The organism is Acinetobacter sp. AYS6, from assembly GCF_025630795.1.
Lineage (GTDB): Bacteria > Pseudomonadota > Gammaproteobacteria > Pseudomonadales > Moraxellaceae > Acinetobacter.
In genome coordinates, this window is record NZ_JAOTNV010000009.1 from 99,862 (window position 1) to 123,698 (window position 23,837).

The window sequence follows — 23,837 nt, forward strand, 5'->3', positions numbered from 1 at the left end:
AATGTGATGATTTGAACAAGTCAATCGCTTATTATAACGCACGATATTTTGAAAATTTTTAATACTGATTAGGTGATGTTATGTCTACATCGGATGCACAGCATTCAGCAGATTTAAATGCACAAACAGTTTCAGCAATCGCCAATCTTGCTCGATTGTCGCTCAATGATACGCAATCTGCTGAATATGCTCAAAGTCTAAATAAAATTTTAGGCATGATGGAAACCTTAAAAGGCATTGATACGGAAGGCGTAGAACCTTTGAAAAGTCCTTTTGACAATCCTCAACCTTTACGTGCTGATGTGGTAACGGAAAGCAATCATCGAGATGAATACCAAGCAGTTGCACCTGCAACTCAAGATGGTTTGTATCTTGTTCCTCGCGTGATTGAATAACTTTTACTCAATTAACCCATCTTCCCTATTTTGAATGTAAAGAAATTTTACTCATGACTGATTTACATCGCTTATCAATTCGTGAACTTGCTGAGGGCTTAAGCCAAGCGAAGTTTTCATCTCGCGAACTGACTGAACATTATTTGCAACGTATTGCTAAAATTGACCCACTGGTAAAAAGCTATGTGACGGTTACACCTGAACAGGCGCTCGCGGAAGCTGATGCTGCCGATGCTGCTTTAAAAGCAGGTAATGCAACTGCTCTAACGGGTATTCCACTTGCTCATAAAGATATCTTTTGTACCAAAGGCATTAAAACAACTGCTGGTTCAAAAATTCTAGACAACTTCATCTCTCCTTACGATGCAACTGTCGTTGAAAAAACTAAAGCAGTTGGTCTTGTCACTTTAGGTAAAGTGAACATGGACGAGTTTGCGATGGGCTCAACTTCAGAAAGCTCATATGTTGGAGCAACTAGCAACCCATGGGCACTTGACCACGTTCCTGGTGGTTCATCAGGTGGTTCTGCTGCGGCTGTAGCGGCTGACTTAGCGCCTTTCGCTACGGGTACAGATACAGGTGGTTCAATTCGCCAACCTGCTTCTTTCTGTGGCTTAACAGGCTTAAAACCAACCTATGGTCGTGTATCTCGTTTCGGGATCATTGCTTATGCCTCATCTTTAGACCAAGCAGGTCCAATGGCACGCTCTGCTGAAGACTGTGCTTACCTGATGAATGTAATTGCTGGTCATGATGCAAAAGACTCGACTTCGGTTAAAAAAGAAGTTGATGACTACGTTGCGAACTTAAATGGCACATCTGTAAAAGGCTTACGTATTGGTATTCCTAAACAGTACTTTAACGTTGCAGGCTTAGATGCAGACGTAAAAGCTCGTGTTGAAGAATCTTTGAAAAAGCTTGAAGAAATGGGTGCAACGCTTGTTGAGATCGATCTCAACATGACTGAAGCTTATGTACCGACGTATTACCTGATTGCGCCAGCAGAAGCATCTTCTAACTTGTCTCGTTATGACGGTGTTCGTTATGGCTACCGCTGTGAAAACCCAGCCGACTTGATGGATCTTTATAAGCGTTCTCGTTCAGAAGGCTTTGGCCCTGAAGTTCAACGTCGTATCCTTATTGGTACATACGCGCTTTCTGCAGGTTATTACGATGCTTACTATGTAAAAGCACAAAAAGTACGTCGCTTAATTCAACAGGACTTCTTAAAAGCATTTGAAAATGTAGATGTGATCGCGGCTCCTTCTGCACCAACGACAGCTTATAAAATTGGTGCAAACTTAAGTCCAACTGAAATGTATTTAGGTGATATCTATACACTTGCAGTGAACTTAGCAGGCTTACCAGCGATTAATGCTCCTGTTGGTTTTGATAAAGACAGCTTACCTGTAGGCTTACAGTTGATTGGTAACTACTGGTCAGAGTCACAATTATTGTCGATTGTTCATCAATACCAACAAAACACTGACTGGCATACCAAACGTGCGGCAATTGCTGAGGAGAATGCATAATGGCTGAAGCTCAAAAGTTGAAATTGATTGACGGTTGGGAAGTCGTTATTGGTATCGAGATTCATACTCAGCTTGCAACCAATTCTAAAATTTTCTCTGGTTCATCGACTGAATTTGGTCAAGACCCCAACACGCAAGCAAGCCTTGTAGACTTGGCTATGCCGGGTGTATTGCCTGTTTTAAATGAAAAAGTAGTTGATCTTGCAATTCGTTTCGGTCTTGGAATCGATGCTTACATCGACCAAGCATCTGTGTTTGCACGTAAAAACTACTTCTACCCTGACTCTCCAAAGGGCTATCAAATTAGTCAAATGGATAACCCAATTGTTGGTTTAGGCCACATTGATATCCAGCTTGAGGATGGTACGACTAAACGTATTGGTGTAACTCGTGCTCACCTTGAAGAAGATGCAGGTAAATCGATTCATGACCAATTTGATGGCATGTCTGGCATTGACTTAAACCGTGCTGGTACACCTTTGCTTGAAATCGTTTCTGAACCTGACATGCGTTCGGTTGAAGAAGCAGTGGCATATATCAAATCAATTCACACACTTGTGCGTTGGTTAGGTATTTCTGACGGCAACATGGCTGAAGGTTCATTCCGTGCAGACTGTAACGTGTCTTTACGTCGTCCGGGTCAACCGTTTGGTACGCGCTGTGAGCTTAAAAACCTCAACTCATTCCGTTTCATTGAACAAGCAATCAATGTTGAAATTGAACGCCAAATGGAAATTTTGGAATACGGCGGAAGCATCGACCAAGAAACACGTTTGTTCGATCCAAACAAAATGGAAACACGTTCAATGCGTTCGAAAGAAGAAGCGAACGATTACCGCTACTTCCCAGATCCAGACTTGTTACCCGTGATTATTGCAGATGAGCAAATTGAATCAGCTCGTGCTGCACTTCCAGAGCTACCTGCTGCACGCCGTGCACGCTTTATCGCAGACTTTGGTGTAACTGAGTACGATGCACATGTACTTACACTCTCACGCGAAATGGCGGACTTCTATGAAGCTGTTGTGGCTGCTGCGGGCGGCGCTACACAAGGTAAAGTATCTGCAAACTGGGTGATGGGCGAATTCTCAGCTGCGTTAAACAAAGCTAATCTAGATTTGGCTGACTCGCCTGTTTCTGCTGAACAGCTAGGTGGAATGATTGCACGTATTGTTGACAACACCATTAGCGGTAAGATTGCAAAACAAGTCTTTGGCTTTATGTGGGAATCGGAAGGTAAATCTGCCGATGACATTATTGCGGAAAAAGGCTTAAAGCAAGAAACTGATACTGGTGCGATTGAAGCAATCATTAAAGAAGTGCTTACAGCCAATGAGAAAATGGTTGAAGAGTACAAGTCTGGTAAAGAAAAAGCCTTTAACGGTCTTGTAGGTCAAGTCATGAAAGCTTCTAAGGGTAAAGCCAACCCTGCTCAAGTAAATGAATTAATGAAAAAATTGATTGGTTAATTTCATTAGTCAACTCAACAAAAAGCCTCGATTTATCGGGGCTTTTTTATATCACCTATGAATTATTCTTCGACTAAAGAATGCGCTTTTTACTAAAAAATCGCATACCGACTGTGCTAACTTAAATTAAAAATTGAGCTAACTTATATTTTAAAAAGAGAGTTAAATCATGTCTAAAAATATTTTAATGTTGGTCGGTGACTATGCGGAAGACTATGAAACCATGGTTCCTTTTCAGTTCTTAACTGGTTTAGGTTATACCGTGCATGCTGTTTGCCCAAATAAAAAGAACGGCGACCATATTGCGACAGCTATTCATGATTTTGAAGGTGAACAAACTTATAGCGAAAAACGTGGCCACAACTTCGCCATTAACTTTGATTTTGATGCCGTTAATACTGAAAACTATGTAGGTCTAGTTATTCCGGGTGGCCGTGCACCAGAGTATTTGCGCATGAATGACCGTGTTGTCGAAATTGTGCGTGAGTTTGATCGAGTGAAAAAACCAATTGCAGCCGTATGCCATGGCGCTCAGTTACTCGCAGCGGCAGATGTATTACAAGGTCGCCTCTGCTCAGCTTATCCAGCATGTGCTGCCGAAGTAAAATTGGCAGGTGGACAATACGCAGATATTACTGTAACTGAAGCAGTTACAGATGGACATTTGGTGACTGCCCCAGCTTGGCCTGCACATCCAGCTTGGTTAGCACAATTCGTGAAAGTCTTAGGCGCTACAATTACAATCTAAATAAATCACTTTATCCCAAATACAATAAAGCCTGCTCTTAGATAGCAGGCTTTATTACTAAAATAGAAAACTAGATTTTTTATCTTGTAATTCCCAACTTATTCCAAATCTCTGGCGTTAAAAACGTTGTCACCAATTTATTTAAGTCGATATAGCGTAATGTGCCTTGCAACTGCTGTTTAACTGCGGGGTCTTTAACAATATCTTCACCCGCACTTTGACCTAACTGCTGGAAAGCCTCCCCAACTGCCTTCACACCTTCAGCCTGAATCACAGCTTTAGTTTGGGTAGAACATTGCTCCACAATCACACGCTGTAAAACCTGCGCCAGTTTTTGATCTAACTGATCTTTTTGCTCAGGCGTTACATTACTAAATGCTTTTAAATCGGGATGGGCAGCTAAAGCCGTAAATGTCCATTGAAGCACCGTGGTCTTGTCTGAAGCCGTTGTCGCTTTAACAAGACAATCACTGAGCTGATCAACCGTTGGACCCGCCATCGCAATTTGTGTTGTACCCAGTACAGCAACTGCCATACAAACTGAACGGCTCAAATGTGAAAACTTACGGCGGGCAATCGCATAAACTTGACGTGACATGGGTCTAGCTCCAATAAACAATCTGTTCTTTGTATCACAGAGCTAGTGGTGTTACCTGTTATGACTCTGTAAATCGTCTATTTCTTCAAATTTAATAATTACTTTAATAATTAGCCCATTCCGGCATAATTCCATGCTTCTGGAATATTTGGCTGTTCTGGCGCTTTATTTAAATCAATATCTAAGTTTCTACTGCCCTGATAAGATTTTTCACCTGAATCCGAGACAGGTGATACGCTTAAACTATAACGATAGCGAAATTGCCACAACATAGGTTTAATCGGACGAATATCTAGACTGAGACTATCTTCATCATGGCATTTGCCTTGAGAACTTTCATAATCTTGCTCAGAAAAACAAGCTCTGATCATCCGACTAAAACTAAATGGATATTTCGCAATAAATTGATGTGTCGTTCCAGAATCTGTTAACTCATAAAAACTAGCACGCTCAATATTCGCACCGCCTCCTGAGTACATTTCAGAAAATGAATCGATTACAGCAATTGCATAACGCTGTTGAGTGAGTGGAAAAAGCTTAGGAAATATATATTGTTTATGAAAGCCATCCTCGCTGCCTGTTGTCACAATATTCCATTTCCTGACTAATTTAAAACCTGTAGATGTAGCTTTAAACTGTGCGATATCATTACGGCTCGATAACATCCATAAATTTTGGTCTGGAGTTTTTAAGCTACGCCATTGCGCGCCTTGCTGGCATAAATCTTTTATTTGTTTACAAAGTTGACTTTGTTCTATTGAACTCAGTTGCCCTTTCTTAAATTCCAGAATTTGTAATGGCGCAGCAAAAACGGATATAGCCGAACAACTTAATACACCTGCTAAAGCAACCATTATTAAATTAATTTTATAATTCAAAATCTTATTTCCTTACACTATTCTTATATATTCAATGCATTATTTTACAATAGCTTCAATTCGATCAAGCTCCCACACCCCACCTGCTGCCAAGCCTTTGCACATCCCTGTCCACATATCTTTTGTGTGTACAAAACTCTTGCCGTCCCAAACCCATTCTTCACTTGCCCAGCAATCGCCTATGCCTCTTCCTTTTTGAGCACTACTGATAATACCGCTATCGAAATCAGAAGCTGTTTCTGTCACAAACGTTGCTTTACCAGTCAAAGACTCATCGAGTATCCATGCCCCATATCCTTCGTTATAAGCCCCTCTCCAACACAATGTAGTCGCCAAAACTTTCTTATTGGTTAGTTTATATAGCTCAATTTCTTGTGGTTCAGCTCCATCACTATTACCACCATAAATTCCTTCACAAAAGTCTTCTTTAGGATTCGGATTAGCTTCCATCAAGCTACGGTGTATTGCTTGATACTGCTTGCTTTTCGGTTGTAGCGTTAAATAAGATTTAGCTGTAGTTTTAATGCGTTTAACAAGTAGTTTTGGCTCAGACATAAGTACTTTAGCTTCATTGGCATTGCCCTTTTTAACTAAAGCACCAACAGTCCCAATACGCTTCTGAAAATCATCCATTTTTAATAGCACAGCGGTCATTCCTGCATCGGAAATTTTCCATTCATGCTGAGCATTTTTAAATACAATTTCAGGTTTCTGTTTAGACTGTTGTAGTACAGCGTTGACTTGTGAATTATTCAATTTCCCCATCAATGGCAAATCATTCCCATCGATACTCACAGCCCCTAAATCTTTGCTATTTACATAAAAATGAATATTTTTAAGCTGATTGGCTGGCAAACTTTGCTCATAGTCTGATAAAGCAAATTCAGCTTGCACAGCTTGTTTTGGCCCTGCTTTACGTACCAATAAAAGCGATGCTGGATTATCGCCATTTTCTTCATTTTGATAGCCTGCGGCTTTACATGTGCCGGTATTGCTACAAGAGATTTCCCATTCTTGGTGTGAAAATGAAATACCTTTTATGTCTTGAGCAAAACCATAAGAACTGATGACTGATAAACAGCAAATTGAAAGGATTTTTTTCATTTTTTCAAGTCTCTGCTGGTCTGTTTTATTATGAAGTTAAAACAGTTTTAAATTTTGAATTACCTTACAGTTTAAAAGAATATGTTAGATTTATATAAGATTTAAATTGATTACTTTCTAAAAATGAAAAAATTAAATTTTCTATTATGCACAGCATTGATCAGTCTAACTTCAACTGCTTATGCAGAAGTAAAAAGCTTTACTCCCCATTTCCCAAAGTTTTATAGCTCTGCTGCAACCCGCAAAGCAGATAATCAATTCTACGCTCTAGGAGAGGCAAAGTTTTTAAACGGCGTTACAGTCCCGTTTTATGGTGTTACAGCACAAAGCCCAACAGAGAATGGTTTACTTAAAGACTTTGAAACCTGTACACCTAAAAGTTGTCGTTTTAATTTTAAACTCGATGCTCAATATGCCAAGCAACTCAAGCTTCTTGCATTACCTGAAACAGGTTTAGTGCTCGTTCCAAGAAATTGGCAAGATGTGCAAGCAAGTGCAGGTGCTAACGGGACTGGTTTTGCTCTAATAATGAGTACAGATCAAAAACAAGCAATAGAACTCTATGATTCTTCATTTTGTGTTGGTTGCGGACTACCAAATGCAACGCTTTACTTTCCCGAGCTGTTAAAAGAAAGTCTTGAAAATGAATTCGGTGGCTATAAAGATCCTAAAAAACTGATCAATATTGTTCACCCTTCTAAGAAAGTGGCTTTTTTTAGTTATCAAATTCCACAAGTGAACAATAAAACGCATGGTATAGCTAAATATGATGATGAAGACACTTTTAACTATAAAGAGATTCAAGTCACCTTAGATAAATCTCAACAGTCTTTAGTAGGACCTATCCTTAATTTTTATAATACAACCCATTAATCCAATGCTTATAAAAAAACCCGCTTTCGCGGGTTTTCATTTATTTATGTAGTATCGACTCAAAAGCTTTTAAACGTTTATAAATTGAAAGCAGTTCAATAATCGTTTTCCAGGAACTAATTAAGTATTGGAAGGATTCACGTACACGCCCAAATACATTTGCAATTTGTTGAATCAAACCTAATGTGAGCTTACCAGCAGCAATTGATGGGAAAAGGACAACCAAGTTATATAAAACATCAAGTTGGCCATACCAAATCGCTGTCATATTAAAATAGGCATAATGGAAGTAAAGTCTGAAATAATTTTTACGTACATTACTAAATAACTCACGCAAGGTAGCAGGTTGTGCGCGATCAGCATGGTCTTCACCATAGACAAGTTCTTTACGATAAGCAGCTTCTACTTTCTGATTGTTAAATTGCAAACCTGGCAACTTAATCCCTACTACCATTAATAGAACAGTTCCGAAAATTGACCACACTATTGCGGCCCATACTAAAGAGTGATTTAACTCACCAACAATAGGTAAAATGGAAACATGTTTAGACAGCTGAAATAAAATAGGTAAAAACGCAATCAATGTAATAACTGCTTTTACTAACTCTACCCCTAAATCTTCCAAAATTGTTGCAAAGCGCATGGTATCTTCTTGCACACGCTGCGAAGCACCTTCAACATGACGCAGTTGTTCCCAATGTTCTGTGTAGTATTCATTCATTGCTGTACGCCAACGGAATACATAGTGGCTTGTGAAAAAAGCATTAATTACAGCAAGAGTCACAGCAACCATAGCAATATAAAGAAAGACCATTGTCTCACTATAGAGTGCCGAAACATTTCCCCCGCCACTCGAAAGCATTTTTTGAATTAAATCCCAAAATGGTACATACCATGCATTAATCGCAACACTGACCTGAACGCTAAACCAGATGTTAAATAAAATAAATGCCGACCCCCATATAGACCAACGCTGCCATGGATTATGAGAAATAACTTTCCAAAAGCCAGCAAAAAGAGCAGTAGAGACTAAAAACCAGAGATAGAACCATAAAAATGCAGGTGACCAAAAACGGCTTACCCCAATAGGCAACTCAGCATCTGCATAACCATGAGGAAAGCCTAAATACTCTCCCCAGTGATCTCCCCCCGTATACCAGAGCACCATATTTAGCGCGAGCCAAATAACTACAGATATAAAAAAATACCGTGGTGATGGAAAGAATGATTTGAACATTGAGCGTGGATATCCTTATATTTCTTCAAATTTACAATGGAAGGAATACTAAAACCTAAACCTTAAAATTGTGAAGGGCAAAGTTTAGAGAATTGTCAGTTTTTTCCGTTTCATTGAAGGATTTGATCGTTTTTTTGTAAATTCATCCCTTTTTGGCAATTTAATCCATTTAAATTACCTTGTATATGACTCTCGATAGAGCCATATACGGCTTTTATAACACAGCAATATCAGAGATTAAATCTCTTCTTTACGGACAATATAACCTTCCAACTGCATTGCCTGAATGAGCAAATCTAGGTCTGAAGCGCTTTTAAGCTCAACATCAACACTCACGGCGCTTTCTTTGGCACGGCTGGTTGCTGCAAAGCGCTCATGACGCAATTCATAAATATTACCGCCTTGCTCAGCAATGATTGCTGTTAAACGCGCTAAAGCACCTGGATTATCTGGTAATTCAACGCGAATACGAACCATACGACCTGTACGCGTTAAATGACGTTGCAATACAGAAACCATAACGCGTGTATCAATATTGCCACCAGACAGAACTACACCAAGCTTATGACCTAAAAATAGATCAGGACGAGACATAATGGCAGCAATACCTGTCGCACCAGCCCCTTCACATACTGTTTTCTCAATATTGAGTAACAGCGCAATTGCCTCTTCAATCATGTCTTCAGTAACAACTACAATGTCATCAACATATTGTTTAGCAACTCGGGTCGTAAGCTCACCCGGAGTTTTTACCGCAATACCTTCTGCAACTGTAGAACCCATTGAAACAGCATGCTGATAATTACAAAGTAGTTTTGCCATACTTGGATATACAACCGATTGCACCCCAATCACTTTAATTTTGGGATTTATTGCTTTAGCAGCAATCGCAATACCAGAAATTAGGCCACCCCCACCAATTGGCACCACCAAAATGTCTAAATCAGGAACAGCTGCAAGCATTTCAAGCGCAATAGTTCCTTGACCTGCAATAATTTCTGCATCGTCAAATGGGTGGATAATCGTTAAAGATTCTTCTTGTGCCACCCGGTGCATTTCAGCGGCTGCTTCTGAAAAGTCTTGTCCGTGCAAAATAACGCGTGCGCCATATTCACGCACTCGTTGCACTTTTACATTAGGTGTAGATTTAGGCATCACAATGGTCGCGGTCACCCCTGTGCGCTGAGCATGATACGCTACGCCTTGGGCATGATTGCCTGCCGAAGCTGCAATAACACCATGTTGTTTTTCTTGGTCAGATAAGCACAACAGTTTATTCAGTGCACCTCGTTCTTTAAAAGAAGCTGTAAATTGTAAGTTTTCAAATTTCAGCCACATCTCAGCCCCTAAGGTTTTAGAAATGGTTTCAGAGAAAACAAAAGGAGTTTTTACGACTAAACCTTCTAAACGCTCTGCGGCAGCATGAACATCATCTAATGTTGGAAACCCATTTTCAACCTGTTGCTGTATCATTTATCTAGTCAGCCTCAATACATTACAAATCAATTATTTTTTAACAATGACATCAATATTACCTATTGGTCATCAGAGTTTTCAGCATATCCAACATGTTTCTAATATACAAAAATTTTTATTCCAAAAATTAAAGATTTAAACTGCCATAAAAAAAGCCCTATTCAAGCTTTTTAATTAATTTTCAAATAATTAACATAAAATTATTGAGTTTGTGCACTTAACCCTTCAGTAGACATATTCTGTTCAGCTATTTTTTCATCAATAGCAAACTGAATATCGGAAAGTTTGGCATTGGCCGCATCGATACCAGATTTCATGGTGGCTTCACGGCCTTTCACATCAAAAATATGCGCTTTTTCTCTTAAATCTGGCTGAATAACAACATCCGCATATTGTAATTCTTCTGCCGCTAGACGACCTTGCATAATATTAATATTCTGGTTAAACAGTCCCCAGACATTCGATGTTTCTGTGTAAATAGGCTGAGCTAAAATATCAACTGCAATAATCACATCAGCCCCTAAATCTCGTGCGACTTCCACTGGCACAGGACTCACCAACCCGCCATCGACATATTCAGATTTACCAATTTTGGTAGGGACAAACATACTCGGAATTGAAGCAGAAGCCCTAACAGCTTGCCCCGTATTGCCGTAATTAAATACGGTTTTAGTACCATGTTTTAATTCGGTTGCAACCACATACATTGGAATTTTCATTTTTTCGAGTGGCATGTTGTTTACTTGCTGGTTAACGTAGTTTTCTACTTTTTTACCATCAAAGAAACCTTTTAATCCGATACTAATGTCACGAACATCGCCAGCTTTCATTTTTAATGCTGTATTACGCAATTCAGCAGGACTTTTACCACTGGCATAAAGTGCTCCAACAATACTACCCGCACTGGTCCCTACAATAAAATCTGGTCGAATACCGTGTTGTTCTAAAACCTCAATAACCCCTATGTGAGCATAACCCCGTGCTCCACCACTACCCAAGACGAGCGCAACCACAGGTCGTTTTTGCTGTTTTTTGATTCTTGCAAAAGGCTGATCCACAGAACGAGCATAAGCCTCCGCTGTTTGCGGTTTTAGAGCAGCAGACAAGTGTGTGGTGGTTTGACATCCCGCCAATACCATAGAGAGTCCGAGAACCCACAATTTAAGCTGTTTCATGGCCCATCTTCGCACTATGAGATTTAAGTTTGGATTGCAATTTTAGTTGCTAGTTTCGTGAAAAGCTGTATTGAATTTATTTAATTTGTCATGTTTAAAATTTAGACTCAAGTATTTTATTTATCCCCCTTATGAAAAAGGCCCCTTATTTATAAGAGGCCTTTTGTAACTTACCAGATATCTGAATCAACTTTTTTCTTCAATTCTGGATACTTATCAATTTTAAATTCAGGCTCTTTAATGCCTTTTTTCAATTGTTCACGGTAATCTTTCAACAATGTACGTGCCATCGGCGTTAATAGTACGATTGCTATCAAGTTAATGGTTGCCATGATACCCATAAACAAGTCAGCCATAGACCAAACGAGCGGAACACTACCAATTGCACCGAAGTACACCATCACCAATACAAAAATACGGAAGATGAACATGACTTTCGGGTTGTTATTAATAAACTGCACATTACCTTCTGCATAGGCATAGTTACCTAGTACAGCTGAATAACAGAACAAGAATAATAGAACAGCAAGGAAGTCCGATCCCCAATGCCCAACTTGAGTTTCTAAAGCACGTTGAGTTAACTCAACACCGACAAAACCTGCATCTTGGTAAACACCAGAAACCAAAATGATGATTGCTGTACTTGTACATACAATGAAAGTATCTACAAATACACCGAGCATTTGTACCAAACCTTGGTTTACAGGATGTTTTACATCAGATGCAGCCGCTGCATTTGGTGCAGAACCCATACCAGCTTCGTTAGAGAACAAGCCACGCTTAATCCCTTGCATCATTGCCATTGACACTGCCGCACCAAAGAAACCACCTGCTGCAGAATTAAAATTGAAAGCTTCAGTCACAATCAGCTTTAAAATATCAGGCAAAATTGCATAGTTACTGATTGCAATATAGAGAGCAACAGATAGGTAAAGACCTGCTTTTAAAGGTACAAACATCTCTGCAAATTTAGCAATACGCTTAATACCACCAAAAATTGCCAATGCAACCATAACAACAAGCGCAAGACCAACCCATGAAATTTCTAGATCAACACCACCTAAATGAGCAATAACATTGGCTTTATCCCAACCCCAAGCATGTGAAGATGCATTAGCAATCGCATTGATTTGAACTGAGTTGAATACGAAACCGTAGGTAAAGATCAATGCAAGTGCGAAGACCACACCAAAGGTTTTACTGCGCAAACCTTGAGTAATATAGTAGGCTGGTCCACCACGGAACTGTTTACTCTTACTATCTCTAACTTTAAATAGCTGAGCAAGCGTAGACTCAATAAAAGCAGAGCTCATACCAAGAACAGCCGTTACCCACATCCAGAAAACTGCACCAGGACCGCCAATTGCGATAGCAATTGCTACACCAGCAATATTACCTACCCCAACACGGCTCGCAAGGCCAGTTACAAACGCCTGAAAAGGAGTAAGACCATGCTCATCTTCCCCTTCTGTACGACTACTTTTCATCACTCGGATACTTTGCAAGAACATGCGAATTTGCACAGCTCCTGTTAAGACCGTATAAAAAATACCTACAGCCAGCAAGAAAATAACCAAAAAGTCCCATAAAGGGTCATTAAAAAATTTTACCCACGACATCAGTGTGGCATTGAGTTGTTCATTCATACTCGGTCCGCTTACGTTCCTTGCTAATGTGCTAAGAGCACATGCCAAAATACTGCAATAAACAAAAAAGCCCCTAAAAACCGGGACTTTTCAGTAAATTCAAGAAAAAACTTTGAATGTCAATTGAATAGCAATTATCGTCACAAGTTTAAGCAACATCATGCCCAACACTAAGCCTTTGAAAGTTGCATGAGAGAACGCGACCTTCAGATAAAATAATATCATTGCACTACTGAACTTTTCCGCTTTTGGAAAAACAGTATGCATCGACTCAGCTACAAACTTGGAAACTAACAAATGACCACCGCTAAATAAACTCGTCCAATGATTCCCATCAATTAAGCGAGTTATACAAAATCTGGATTTAAGCCAATAAGCATATTTACATATACTTTTGAGCAAATGTCTAAACTGGATATAAATTTCAAAGACTGTAACGAGCCATCGCCATAACGCGACTATCTGCGCCCTTTTCTCCATGATCAAAGAAGAGTGCGTTTAGACCTGTACTAAGCTGTTGTATTATTTGTGGCTCAGTAGCTGCTTGAGTTACGTTCATTTTCATGGTTGCAATGGTAATCGCCAATCCTTGTTTCATGAACTGCTTGTTGATGAGTGGTAGACTCATGTAAAGCTCCTATACCTCGTGTATTTCTCCATTTCTGCACTCAGATCCCTTTTGTAAAAGGATTTTGTATGCAGCCACTATTCCTAACATGAGTATGGAGAAATCATACCTGCGTAAAAAAGTCGGTATTATGCAGAAATTTAAAGTTTTGTGTATGTTTTTCATTAAAATTTTATATAAAAAATGGTCATATTTTATATAAAACTATCCGTTTTGCACTGTTTTTAAACATATTATACCTTTCTTTCAATTGAATATTTTTCACCCACTTACTGTTATGCTTTTATTTTTATAACCGACAAAATCACACTATTTTGTCTATTTAAATCTAAAGTGGCATATTCGAATTATGATTAATCAGACAATATGTCTAAATTAATTAAATTATCATACCTGTAAGAATTTCTCTTTTCTAATATTTTTTGCTTATAAATGAACTACTTTCAAAGCATGAAATTAAGCTTCAAAAAGTATGAAATATTTATGAAAAGATATAGGAGTACTCATGAATCTGGAACAAGTTCGTCTCGTTGATGAAGCGATCACTTCTCGACATTCTGTTCGCGCTTTTTTAAATACACCAATTGAGCCAGAAGTCATTAAAGATATATTACGAGTCGCAAGTCGAGCCCCTTCTGGAACAAATACTCAGCCATGGAAAGTCTATGTAATAACAGGCAACAAGCGTGATGAAATGGTTGAACGTGTCTGCGCAGCCCAAATCGAAGTTTCAAAAAACCCGGAACTTGCAGAACAATATAAAGAAACTTTTGCCTATTATCCTGAAAAATGGATATCGCCTTTTATTGATCGCCGCCGCGAAAATGGTTGGGGCCTCTATGGTCTACTCGAAATTAAAAAAGGCGAAAAGGAAAAAATGGCCGAACAGCAGTTACGTAACTTTAAACTATTTGATGCACCAGTCGGTCTTTTCTTTACAGTAAATAAAACGATGGGAATTGGATCAAAAATGGATATTGCAATGATGATCCAAAACGTGATGGTTGCTGCCAAGGGACGTGGTTTAGATACATGCCCACAAGCAGCTTGGAACCATTTTCACCCTATTGTTTTAGATATTTTGGGTGCATCAGATGATGAAGAACTGGTATGTGCAATTGCGTTAGGTCATGCTGACCCTAACCATATTGTAAATACCTTCATTACACCTAGAGAACCTGTTGAAAATTTCGCAGTTTTTCTAGACGAATAAAATCTAAGTTGCCATTCTCTAAAACGATGAGGATGGCTTGGTTTTTACCTGTTGCGCCGCTTTTAACACAACAATAAAACCGCTCAGCGTAAATAACACCATCATCACACCCATATTGAGCGATGCAGACCAGATAAGGAAGTTAAGCAGCACTCCACCCAAGAGGCCACAAGCGAATTGCATACTTCCCATAATGGCACTCGCTGTGCCTGCGCGAGCGCCTTGTTTGGACATTGCCAACGCCATTGCATTTGGTCCTGTTAAACCAATGCCTGAAATAGCTAAAAACAGCCCTAACATAACGAGCCATAAAGGCGCTGCAGGAATTAAACCCGCAATAAATACGATAATGGCTCCAGTCACTTGGACGAGCGAACCCGCCTTTAACCGTCTAGTGATTTCAACACGTGATGTTAAATGCTTATTTAAAGATGACATCAACATAATGCCAAAAGCATTTAATCCAAATACGTAAGCAAACTCTTGCTGATTGAGTCCATACTGATCCATAAAAACTGCAGGTGCTGAGCTGATATAACAAAATAGCGCCGCCCCTGTTAAACAGCCTGCAAACATAGGTAAGCGGAAACTCGCATCTTTGAAAATAGCCCCATAGAGGGTCACTACTTGATATGGTGAAAGCTTAAGCCTTTTATCAGTTGCTAAGGTCTCTTTAAAGAAGAAATGTACACACAACCAACATATGACGCCGACAACTGAAAGGGCAATAAAAATAGCTTGCCAAGGAAACCAGATTAAAATCCATGCTCCAATCATAGGTGCCAAAATTGGTGCAAGTCCCATTACAATCATCATGCTTGAAAAAGCTTGTGCCGAGCCTTGAACATCGAGTTTATCGCGTATTGCTGCACGAGCCATGACCACGCCCACACAGCCACCTAAAGCTTGCAAAATACGAGCAGCAATCAAGCCCCATTCATTTGTCGCCAATACGCAAAATAAGCTTGCGACTGCGTAAAGTGCGAGGCCAAAATAAAGTGGTTTTTTTCTACCAATACGGTCGCTTAGAGGACCATAAACCAATTGCCCAACAGCTAAACCAAAAAAGTAAGCTGGCAGTGTATTTGCCACCATTTGCGTACTTACCCCAAAATCATGTGCCATTTGAGGCAAAGCAGGTAAGTACATATCGATGGATAATGGCCCTAAAGCCGTAAGCAAAGCGAGCAACATAATCCAGCCAATAGAGTATTGACGCTGGGCTGTTTGTTCAGACATAACGATATTTCATTTTTCAATCATTTGCATACAGACAAGCTTACACTGTCTATCGTATGATTTGTGCAACATTGGTGTAGAAATACACAAATCCTTTATCACTCAGGTTGATCAGCAAGGACTTCCTTTGAAATCTTGGTTTAAACGCCTAAAAAGAGCGACTTACAACACAACATTTATGTATAACGTGCGAATGCTGATAGCCTTTTCAGGAACTGCTTTCGTGCCTTATTTTTTAGGCTATCAATTAGCAACAATTCCACTCACTTTAGGTGTGGTCGCAGCAGGTTTAAGCGATATCGATGATCGCTTTTCAGTGCGAATCATGAACCTGATTTATACTTATATTGGGTTCTTCGTTACCGCAGCTTCTGTACAATTACTTTTCCCCTACCCAATGGCTTTTGCTTTAGGGTTGATTGCTTCGTGTATTGGCTGGATTTTACTAGGTTCATTAGGACGTCGTTACGCAACCATCTCTTATGGCTGTTTGGTTGTTTCAGTCTACACCATGCTAGGCGTTCACCTCTTTGACCACTGGTATATCCAACCTGCCCTTTTAGTTGCAGGGGCTGCGTGGTATGGCTTAATTGCCACTATTAGTTTTTTACTCTTTCCGGTTCGACAACTACAAGACAAACTGGCTGCCTCTTATGCATCTTTAGGCGATTTTCTTTTTGCAAAATCAAATTTGTTTGATGTGGATATGACTGCTGCCAGCTATCAGCAAAGTATGATCGAACTGTCATTAGAAAACGGTAAGTTAATTACGATTTTTAATGACTTAAAAACAGCGTTATTGACTCGCTTAAAAGGCGACCGTGGACAAAAAGATACGCGCCGAAGCTTACATTATTATTTTGTCGCTCAAGATATTCACGAGCGAGCTGATTCTGCTCATATCGACTATCAAAAATTAGCAAAAATTTTTCAGCATAGTGATATTTTATTTAGATTCCAACGAATTTTGGCAGTTCAAGGTAAAGCTTGCCAAGAGTTAAATGAATGCATTTTGCAACGTAAACCCTATAACCATAATAAAAGGTTTAAACAAAGCTTTGAAAACCTACGCCTCTCTTTAGAGAAGTTACGTCGTGATCAGCATTATGACCTTTTATGGGTAAATGCTCTTTTCGCTTTATACCAAAATTTAAAGTCTATCGATTCCCAGTTACTCAACTTAGAAACAGAGCAACACATTCAATCGGATAAAGTGAAACAAGCCGAAAACCAGCTTAAAGATGATGATTTGCAAGGATGGAATGATATTGTCATCCGAATAAAACAGAACTTAACTCCTGAATCTGTGCTGTTCCGCCACGCGATTCGTGTATCGATTGTTTTATTTATTGGATATGTCTTTATTCAAATGACCCATATTGAATATGGCTACTGGATTATGCTTACGGCTCTATTTGTAAGCCAACCCAACTTTAACGCGACCAAGCGCCGTTTACGCTTACGAATTGTCGGAACATTAGTTGGTATTATTGTTGGCCTTGCGATTATCTTCTTAATTCCTTCAACCGAAGGACAGCTATTCATGTTGATATTAAGTGGTGTCTTGTTTTTTGAATTACGCAGTAAACAATATGCGCAAGCAACTGCTTTCATCACAATTTTGGCATTAATTAACTTTAATCTAGACGGTTCAGCAATGGCTGCGGCGATTCCAAGATTTGTAGATACTTTAATGGGATGTGCTTTAGCTTGGTTTGGCGTGACATTTATTTGGCCTGACTGGAAATTCAGACGTCTGCCTCGCAACATCAGACGCTCACTACAAGCCCAATGTAACTATTTAGCTGAAGTCGTCAAACAATATCATGAAGGCCGTAATCATGCGTTGAATTACCGTATTGTACGTCGAGCTGCACATAATACTGATGCTGAAGTCGCTTCACTTATTTCAACGTTAGCGACTGAACCAGACTTTGACCCGACTCGTAAGTCCGATATTTTTGAATTTTTATGTTTAAACCATACATTTTTAAGTTATATCGCGGCACTTGGAGCACATCGAGAAAACATTCAAGATCAAGCGGTCCTTAAACTATTAGACCAAGCCCTAGATGATATCCAAGGAGCTCTCTTAAGAGACGAAATGCCTGATCTTACAGCACAAAATATGCTCCAAACGATACGTCAACGTTTAAGCCAAAATGATGAAGATGACCAAAAATCACTCATTATTTTACAGCAGCTCTCGCTCATGCTTGGTGTATTGAACCGATTTAGTATGTTAAAACAACGGCTAAGTCATGATCTTGATAATGATGCCAGTGAGCTTGCATCATTATAAATTTGCCTCGGAATTTAGTATTAAATTGGCATAATATCCTTTCCTGACTTATGCCAATTAGTGCTAAACTTAAAACAGTTTACAATTTGTTATTTGCACTATGACCGCGAAAACTTTATACGCTTATACGCTTCAGCCTGTTCCATATGACGTGTCAGAAGCTGAACAACGTAATGCACAGCTTCTTATCTGGCGCAGCACCAATAAAATCAGCACAAAAATTTGGGCAATTATGGGTGTCGTTTTAGCCCTAGCTATTTTAGGTCTTATTTTTATTAAGAACTACTCTACTGTTTTTTGCTGGGTTGCTATTGTTGCTGTAGTACTTTACTACCTAGGTCGTAAATACGGATTAGAATGGTACGTTAAACGCAAAATGAATGAATTTCCAGTACAGGAAATCAAAGGTATTCGTTTAGGTGTACAGCCTCATGGTATTGTGATGCGCCAACAAATGGGCCACCAAGAAGGCGTGGGTACTATTGGATGGAAAAATATCTATGAATGGTACAATGCTCCTGATTTCATTTTGGTTAATTTCAAAGTAAAAGATCCAAAAGGCCAAGAACAACAAGGTGCGTATATTTTACCTAAACGCATGGATTCTAAAAACTTCTCGTTTAATACAATTCGCACGCATTTAAAAGAAGCTGTAGGCGAACCAAAAACCTTGTAAGTTTTAATTTTATAAAAAGCCTCCTTATGGAGGTTTTTTATTATGCTAAAGACAAATGATAATGAAAATTAATATTATCTCCAAAATCCATATTATCTACTCAATCTTCGGCTATACTTCGTTACAAGATCTCCATCATATTTTCATTTTTGACCATGTTTAAAAAAATTTTATTTCAAATTCATTGGTTTCTGGGTATTACTGCTGGCCTCATCTTATCCATTATGGGTGTAACAGGTGCAATTTATTCTTATGACCAACAAATTTTAAAATGGGTGAATTCTGATAGTTATGTTGTTCAAGCTGAAAACACTCCAAAATTAACTCCTGCTCAGCTATATCAACATTTCAATACAACTCAGCCTGAAATTAAAATTAATAGCATTACGATTGCCAAGGATCCCACCTCCTCTTCTGTTGTGAACATTGAAAAAGAAGGTGAACGTCGTGGCTACAATATGATGGTTAATCCATATAACGCTCAAGTTCTGCCAGATGTAAAAGGCCGAAAGTTGTTGTTACTCATACAACAAATTCATCGTAATTTAACAGCTGGTGAAGTTGGTAAACAAATTACTGGTGCCTGCGCACTGATGTTAATTTACTTCGTACTCAGTGGATTGTATTTACGCTGGCCTAAAAAGCATTCTGCTCGTCAATGGCTCGCTGTTAAGCCGAAACTCAAAGGCCGAAATTTTATTTGGGATCTACATGCTGTTGTGGGTACGTGGGTCATTGTTTTTTATCTTCTTTTCGCTTGTACAGGTCTATATTGGTCTTATGACTGGTGGCGTAGTGGCATGTTCAAAGTGATGGGCGTTGAACAACCCAAACCACAAGGTCATGGTGCTACTCCTCAAAATCGCACAATGCAACAAAACAAACGATCTGACCGTAATATTGATAAAAAATCAGAACCTCAATTAGATAATACTCAGCTCATTACAGCACTTAATCAAACATGGAGTGGCTTCAATAGTCAGGTCGGGCGTGATTATTCAACACTAACATTGAACTTACCCAAAAAAGATGATGGAAAAGTTGAGTTAAGCTTTGTCGATGCTACGCCACAACATGAGCGTGCACGTAACCAAGCCATCTATAATTATCAAACTGGCAATATCGAAAAGATGGAGCTTTACGAAGATAAAAAGCTTAATCAAAAGATCATGAGCAGTATGTTACCCGTGCATCGTGGTAGCTTCTTTGGACCAATTTATCAATTTGCTGCAATGCTTGCTTCATTGGCAATGCCTCTGTTTTTGGTTACAGGATGGATGCTTTATCTTAAACGCCGTAAACAGAAAAAATTAACACAGGCAGCTCGTCAGTCTTTAGCTGGACAATACATTGATCCAAATGCAAAGCCTTGGCTTATTACCTATGCAACTCAAACAGGTGTAGCTGAACAACTCGCCTGGAGTACGGCAACAAGTTTACAAGAAGCTCATCAGCCAGTTCAGGTTAAACCTGTACAGCAGCTAACCCAATCTGATTTAGAGCAGCATGAGCAGGTTTTATTCGTGATCAGTACGTATGGTACTGGTGATGCGCCTGACCTCGCTACAAGCTTTGCTAAAAAGCTTTTAAAAGTGGAACTAGACCTTAAGCACATGAACTATGCCGTTTTGGCGCTAGGCTCTAAAGAATACCCAGATACTTACTGTAGCTTTGGTCATGCAGTAGATGCTTGGCTTAAAACCAGTGGTGCACATGCCCTCTTCAATACAATTGAAGTTGATAATGCAAACCTATCGGATATTCAAAACTGGAATCAAGCACTCGCGAAAGCAACCAAATTAGATTTGCATGCTGTAAATCTAGAAAAAGTCTTTGATACGTGGGTACTGCAACAACGTGACTTACTCAATCCAAATAGCTTAGGTCAACCTGCTTATAATATTGAGCTTAATGCAAAGCACGAAGCGATATGGCAAGCGGGTGATATTGCTGAAATACAGCCTGGGAATAGCCCAGAACGCATTCATGATTTTTTGCAGAAGCATCATATTCTTAAAAATGCAAAAGTTGACTCATTACAGATTTCGATTGAGAAAGCACTTTGGAATAAAGATTTAACCGGTGAAATTGAACCATTTGCTAATGTAGATCATCTATTAGAACAACTCCCGACTCTGCCAACACGTGAATATTCGATTGCTAGCATACCTTCTCAGCAAATCCTTCGTTTGGTAGTCCGTCAACAATATGATACGTCTGGTAACTTAGGTTTAGGTTCTGGATGGCTGACTCAACATACGCAAGTGAATGATGAAGTTGCTTTGCGTATTCGTACCAATGAATCCTTCCATCTTATTGATGATAACCGTCCTATTATTTGTATTGGTAACGGAACTGGTATCGCAGGCTTAATGAGCCTATTACATACACGCACTCGTCACAACTACACTGAAAACTGGTTAATTTTTGGTGAGCGTCAAAGAGCATGTGATTTCTTCTATGCATCAACTATTGAGGCATGGCAAACAACTGGAATGTTAAAACGCCTTGATTTAGCATTTTCCAGAGATCAAGAAAAACGTGTGTATGTACAGGATATCATCCGTCAGAATGCAGCAGAATTAGTAAGCTGGATAGAACGTGGCGCTGTTCTTTATGTATGCGGTAGTATTGATGGGATGGCCAGCGGAGTCGACCAAGCACTTACCGAAATTCTAGGTGATGAACAGCTAGATGAGTTAAGACAACAAGGTCGTTATCGCCGTGATGTTTATTAAAGGTCAATAAATTTAAAAAACCGAGTAATAGCACAAATGCTTTACTCGGTTTTTTATTGCATTCAGAATGATTTTGCATACACTGTCAGCAATTTAAATTGCAACTCTAAGCACAATGCAAGTCAGTAAGTGGATCCGTATTTTCCTAGCAATCATTGGTTCAATTTTATTTATAGATGGATTAGTTTTAATTTGTCTCAATAAAATTAATGTAGGTACAGTTATTCCTTTAATTTTAGGTGCTTTCTTCTGCCTCTATTCTTTATTTTATTATCACTTAGAACGCTTTTTCTTTTATCACTATCGCTTACACACATTTTGGCGTTTTGGGTGGTTATGCTTCTGGATATGGCTAATTGGCTTAGGCTATTTTTTTAGCTTTATTAAAGAAAATAAAGATACTTCAGATAATATTCCTCCAGTAAAAGCAATTATCGTCTTAGGAAGCGGTGTCGAAAATGGTCAACCATCCACAATTCTTGCAAAACGTTTAGATACAGCCGCCCCTTTAGCACTTAAACAACCGCAAGCACAGATTGTTTTAACAGGCGGTCTTGATTTTTCAGAAAAAGAAAGCGAAGCATTAGTTATGTCTCGTTATCTTGAGCAAAAGTATCATATTGCAAAAGAACGAATGACTCTTGAAGATAAAAGTACCAGCACTGAACTTAATTTAAAAAATAGTAAACCACTCTTAGCACAGCAGCACATTAACTTAAACCAACCAATTGCTATTGTGACAAGTGATTTTCATATTCCTAGAGCAGAAGCAATTGCAAAAAAACAGGGCTATACCCAAGTTTATGGGGTAGCGGCCGAAACCCCATTAGCTACTCGCTATAATGCATGGTTACGTGAATATTTCGCATATGCGAGTGGATGGATTCTAAAAGAATATTAAAAGTACTTTAATAAAAAAACTGCTATTCAAAAAAATAGCAGTTTTTTTATTTGCGAAAATATTAGCTCTTGCTACAAATAAATTTGATGATTACAAGCAATGAGATAAATATAAAGGCTTATATACAGACTCTAAGAAGATAAGCGTAATGAGAATAAAGCGCCTATTGTCTCTAGAATGAATAAATTCCTTAGTAAATTTTTTGAAAAATATTTTTAATTTATCACCCACACTATAACGCTTAATAAATTAGTCAAAATAACTCATTACACTATTAGATAATTCAAGTCGTTCAAGTCGTTCAAGTCGTTCAAGTCGTTCAAGTCGTTCAAGTCGTTCAAGTCGTTCAAGCATATAAAGACAAGACAATGACTAATAAAAATAATAATTTAAAAAAATTAATAATTTGAATATATAGACACTTTAATTTCACAATAGGAAAATTATTCACATAACAAATAATTTATATGAAAAGTAAAATATAAGATAAATAAGCGATTTGAGAATTTGAAGAACTTAAATTTCTGAGAGAAATTATGGTGGGCGCTGACGGGATCGAACCGCCGACATTCTGCTTGTAAGGCAGACGCTCTACCAACTGAGCTAAGCGCCCTTAATGAGAAAAGATAACGAATGTATCTTTATACTCTACATTCTCAAGACAAGGGAATCAAGAGAATGGCGCAGCGGACGGGGCTCGAACCCGCGACCCCCGGCGTGACAGGCCGGTATTCTAACCAACTGAACTACCGCTGCACTACAATACTTTAAAATAAAGTATGGTCACATATATGGTGGGCGCTGACGGGATCGAACCGCCGACATTCTGCTTGTAAGGCAGACGCTCTACCAACTGAGCTAAGCGCCCCAAGAAGAAAAAATTAATAATTTATTAATTTTTCGATATAAGATTGTCACATCTTAAATCATCTTCCAAACACAACCCGAACTGAAAAGTGGCGCAGCGGACGGGGCTCGAACCCGCGACCCCCGGCGTGACAGGCCGGTA

The 23,837-nt window shown here is 39.0% G+C and carries 20 protein-coding genes and 3 tRNA genes; 10 read left to right on the plus strand and 13 right to left on the minus strand.

All coding sequences use genetic code 11. From position 1 onward, the window contains the following. Positions 1 to 80: 80 nt before the first annotated feature. From gatC to OD757_RS14955, 4 genes are all read left to right on the plus strand, one after another. Positions 81 to 395, plus strand: a complete 315-nt coding sequence (gene gatC, locus OD757_RS14940) for an Asp-tRNA(Asn)/Glu-tRNA(Gln) amidotransferase subunit GatC (RefSeq protein WP_000107699.1) — start codon at positions 81 to 83, stop codon at positions 393 to 395. Between the two features lie 53 nt (positions 396 to 448). Further along, positions 449 to 1,927, plus strand: coding sequence for an Asp-tRNA(Asn)/Glu-tRNA(Gln) amidotransferase subunit GatA (gene gatA, locus OD757_RS14945; RefSeq protein ID WP_263032352.1), 1,479 nt, complete (start codon positions 449 to 451; stop codon positions 1,925 to 1,927). After that, positions 1,927 to 3,396, plus strand: coding sequence for an Asp-tRNA(Asn)/Glu-tRNA(Gln) amidotransferase subunit GatB (gene gatB, locus OD757_RS14950; RefSeq protein WP_263032353.1), 1,470 nt, complete (start codon positions 1,927 to 1,929; stop codon positions 3,394 to 3,396). Before gatA ends, gatB begins: the two co-directional genes overlap by 1 nt. 169 nt (positions 3,397 to 3,565) lie before the next feature. Further along, positions 3,566 to 4,144 (plus strand): DJ-1/PfpI family protein, encoded by a 579-nt coding sequence (locus OD757_RS14955; protein ID WP_263032354.1) that lies wholly within the window; start codon positions 3,566 to 3,568, stop codon positions 4,142 to 4,144. Positions 4,145 to 4,223: 79 nt separating this feature from the next. Here OD757_RS14955 and OD757_RS14960 read toward each other — a convergent pair whose 3' ends face one another. The 3 genes from OD757_RS14960 to OD757_RS14970 all read right to left on the minus strand — a co-directional run bounded on the left by OD757_RS14960 (position 4,224) and on the right by OD757_RS14970 (position 6,724). After that, a complete protein-coding gene (locus tag OD757_RS14960; protein WP_004789310.1) occupies positions 4,224 to 4,742 on the minus strand; it encodes a hypothetical protein in 519 nt (172 codons plus the stop codon). Positions 4,743 to 4,852: 110 nt separating this feature from the next. After that, positions 4,853 to 5,596 (minus strand): hypothetical protein, encoded by a 744-nt coding sequence (locus OD757_RS14965; protein ID WP_263032437.1) that lies wholly within the window; start codon positions 5,594 to 5,596, stop codon positions 4,853 to 4,855. Between the two features lie 63 nt (positions 5,597 to 5,659). Further along, positions 5,660 to 6,724, minus strand: coding sequence for a DUF1176 domain-containing protein (locus tag OD757_RS14970; protein ID WP_263032355.1), 1,065 nt, complete (start codon positions 6,722 to 6,724; stop codon positions 5,660 to 5,662). Positions 6,725 to 6,847: 123 nt separating this feature from the next. On the opposite strand from OD757_RS14970, the gene OD757_RS14975 reads away from it, so the two are divergent. Beyond that, the gene (locus OD757_RS14975; protein WP_263032356.1) at positions 6,848 to 7,597 is read left to right on the plus strand and encodes a DUF4850 domain-containing protein; all 750 of its coding nucleotides are present in this window, start codon (positions 6,848 to 6,850) and stop codon (positions 7,595 to 7,597) included. A 40-nt stretch (positions 7,598 to 7,637) separates the two neighbouring features. Here OD757_RS14975 and sbmA read toward each other — a convergent pair whose 3' ends face one another. The 6 genes from sbmA to OD757_RS15005 all read right to left on the minus strand — a co-directional run bounded on the left by sbmA (position 7,638) and on the right by OD757_RS15005 (position 13,759). Next, positions 7,638 to 8,834, minus strand: a complete 1,197-nt coding sequence (gene sbmA, locus OD757_RS14980) for a peptide antibiotic transporter SbmA (RefSeq protein WP_263032357.1) — start codon at positions 8,832 to 8,834, stop codon at positions 7,638 to 7,640. Positions 8,835 to 9,071: 237 nt separating this feature from the next. Then, positions 9,072 to 10,307 carry a threonine ammonia-lyase gene (locus OD757_RS14985; RefSeq protein ID WP_009389407.1) on the minus strand — a complete coding sequence of 412 codons (1,236 nt, stop codon included), beginning with the start codon at positions 10,305 to 10,307 and terminating at the stop codon, positions 9,072 to 9,074. Positions 10,308 to 10,510: 203 nt separating this feature from the next. Then, entirely contained in the window at positions 10,511 to 11,485 is a 975-nt protein-coding gene (locus tag OD757_RS14990; RefSeq protein WP_263032358.1) for a patatin-like phospholipase family protein, read from the minus strand. A gap of 170 nt (positions 11,486 to 11,655) precedes the next feature. Continuing rightward, on the minus strand, positions 11,656 to 13,131 hold the full coding sequence (locus OD757_RS14995; protein ID WP_004789302.1) for an alanine/glycine:cation symporter family protein: 1,476 nt from the start codon (positions 13,129 to 13,131) through the stop codon (positions 11,656 to 11,658). Positions 13,132 to 13,230: 99 nt separating this feature from the next. Further along, a complete protein-coding gene (locus OD757_RS15000) occupies positions 13,231 to 13,398 on the minus strand; it encodes a hypothetical protein (RefSeq protein ID WP_263032438.1) in 168 nt (55 codons plus the stop codon). A gap of 157 nt (positions 13,399 to 13,555) precedes the next feature. Continuing rightward, entirely contained in the window at positions 13,556 to 13,759 is a 204-nt protein-coding gene (locus tag OD757_RS15005; RefSeq protein ID WP_263032359.1) for a hypothetical protein, read from the minus strand. Positions 13,760 to 14,264: 505 nt separating this feature from the next. On the opposite strand from OD757_RS15005, the gene OD757_RS15010 reads away from it, so the two are divergent. Next, positions 14,265 to 14,972: a nitroreductase gene (locus OD757_RS15010; RefSeq protein ID WP_263032360.1), complete on the plus strand. Its 708-nt coding sequence runs from the start codon at positions 14,265 to 14,267 to the stop codon at positions 14,970 to 14,972. An 18-nt stretch (positions 14,973 to 14,990) separates the two neighbouring features. Here OD757_RS15010 and OD757_RS15015 read toward each other — a convergent pair whose 3' ends face one another. Then, entirely contained in the window at positions 14,991 to 16,211 is a 1,221-nt protein-coding gene (locus OD757_RS15015; RefSeq protein ID WP_263032361.1) for a multidrug effflux MFS transporter, read from the minus strand. Positions 16,212 to 16,338: 127 nt separating this feature from the next. Between OD757_RS15015 and yccS the strand changes: the two genes are divergently transcribed. The 4 genes from yccS to OD757_RS15035 all read left to right on the plus strand — a co-directional run bounded on the left by yccS (position 16,339) and on the right by OD757_RS15035 (position 22,828). Beyond that, entirely contained in the window at positions 16,339 to 18,513 is a 2,175-nt protein-coding gene (gene yccS / locus OD757_RS15020) for a YccS family putative transporter (RefSeq protein WP_034677895.1), read from the plus strand. Positions 18,514 to 18,613: 100 nt separating this feature from the next. Further along, complete coding sequence (locus OD757_RS15025; protein ID WP_009389622.1) at positions 18,614 to 19,189, plus strand: SdpI family protein; 576 nt, start codon at positions 18,614 to 18,616, stop codon at positions 19,187 to 19,189. A gap of 155 nt (positions 19,190 to 19,344) precedes the next feature. Beyond that, a complete protein-coding gene (locus OD757_RS15030) occupies positions 19,345 to 21,927 on the plus strand; it encodes a sulfite reductase flavoprotein subunit alpha (RefSeq protein WP_263032362.1) in 2,583 nt (860 codons plus the stop codon). 115 nt (positions 21,928 to 22,042) lie between these two features. After that, positions 22,043 to 22,828, plus strand: coding sequence for a YdcF family protein (locus OD757_RS15035; protein ID WP_263032363.1), 786 nt, complete (start codon positions 22,043 to 22,045; stop codon positions 22,826 to 22,828). A gap of 537 nt (positions 22,829 to 23,365) precedes the next feature. On the opposite strand, the gene OD757_RS15040 is transcribed toward OD757_RS15035, so the two are convergent. The 3 genes from OD757_RS15040 to OD757_RS15050 form a co-directional block, all read right to left on the minus strand. Next, positions 23,366 to 23,441, minus strand: a tRNA-Val gene (locus tag OD757_RS15040). Between the two features lie 66 nt (positions 23,442 to 23,507). Then, positions 23,508 to 23,584: transfer RNA gene (locus tag OD757_RS15045), tRNA-Asp, on the minus strand. Positions 23,585 to 23,620: 36 nt separating this feature from the next. Further along, a tRNA-Val gene (locus OD757_RS15050) sits at positions 23,621 to 23,696 on the minus strand. Positions 23,697 to 23,837: the final 141 nt, after the last annotated feature.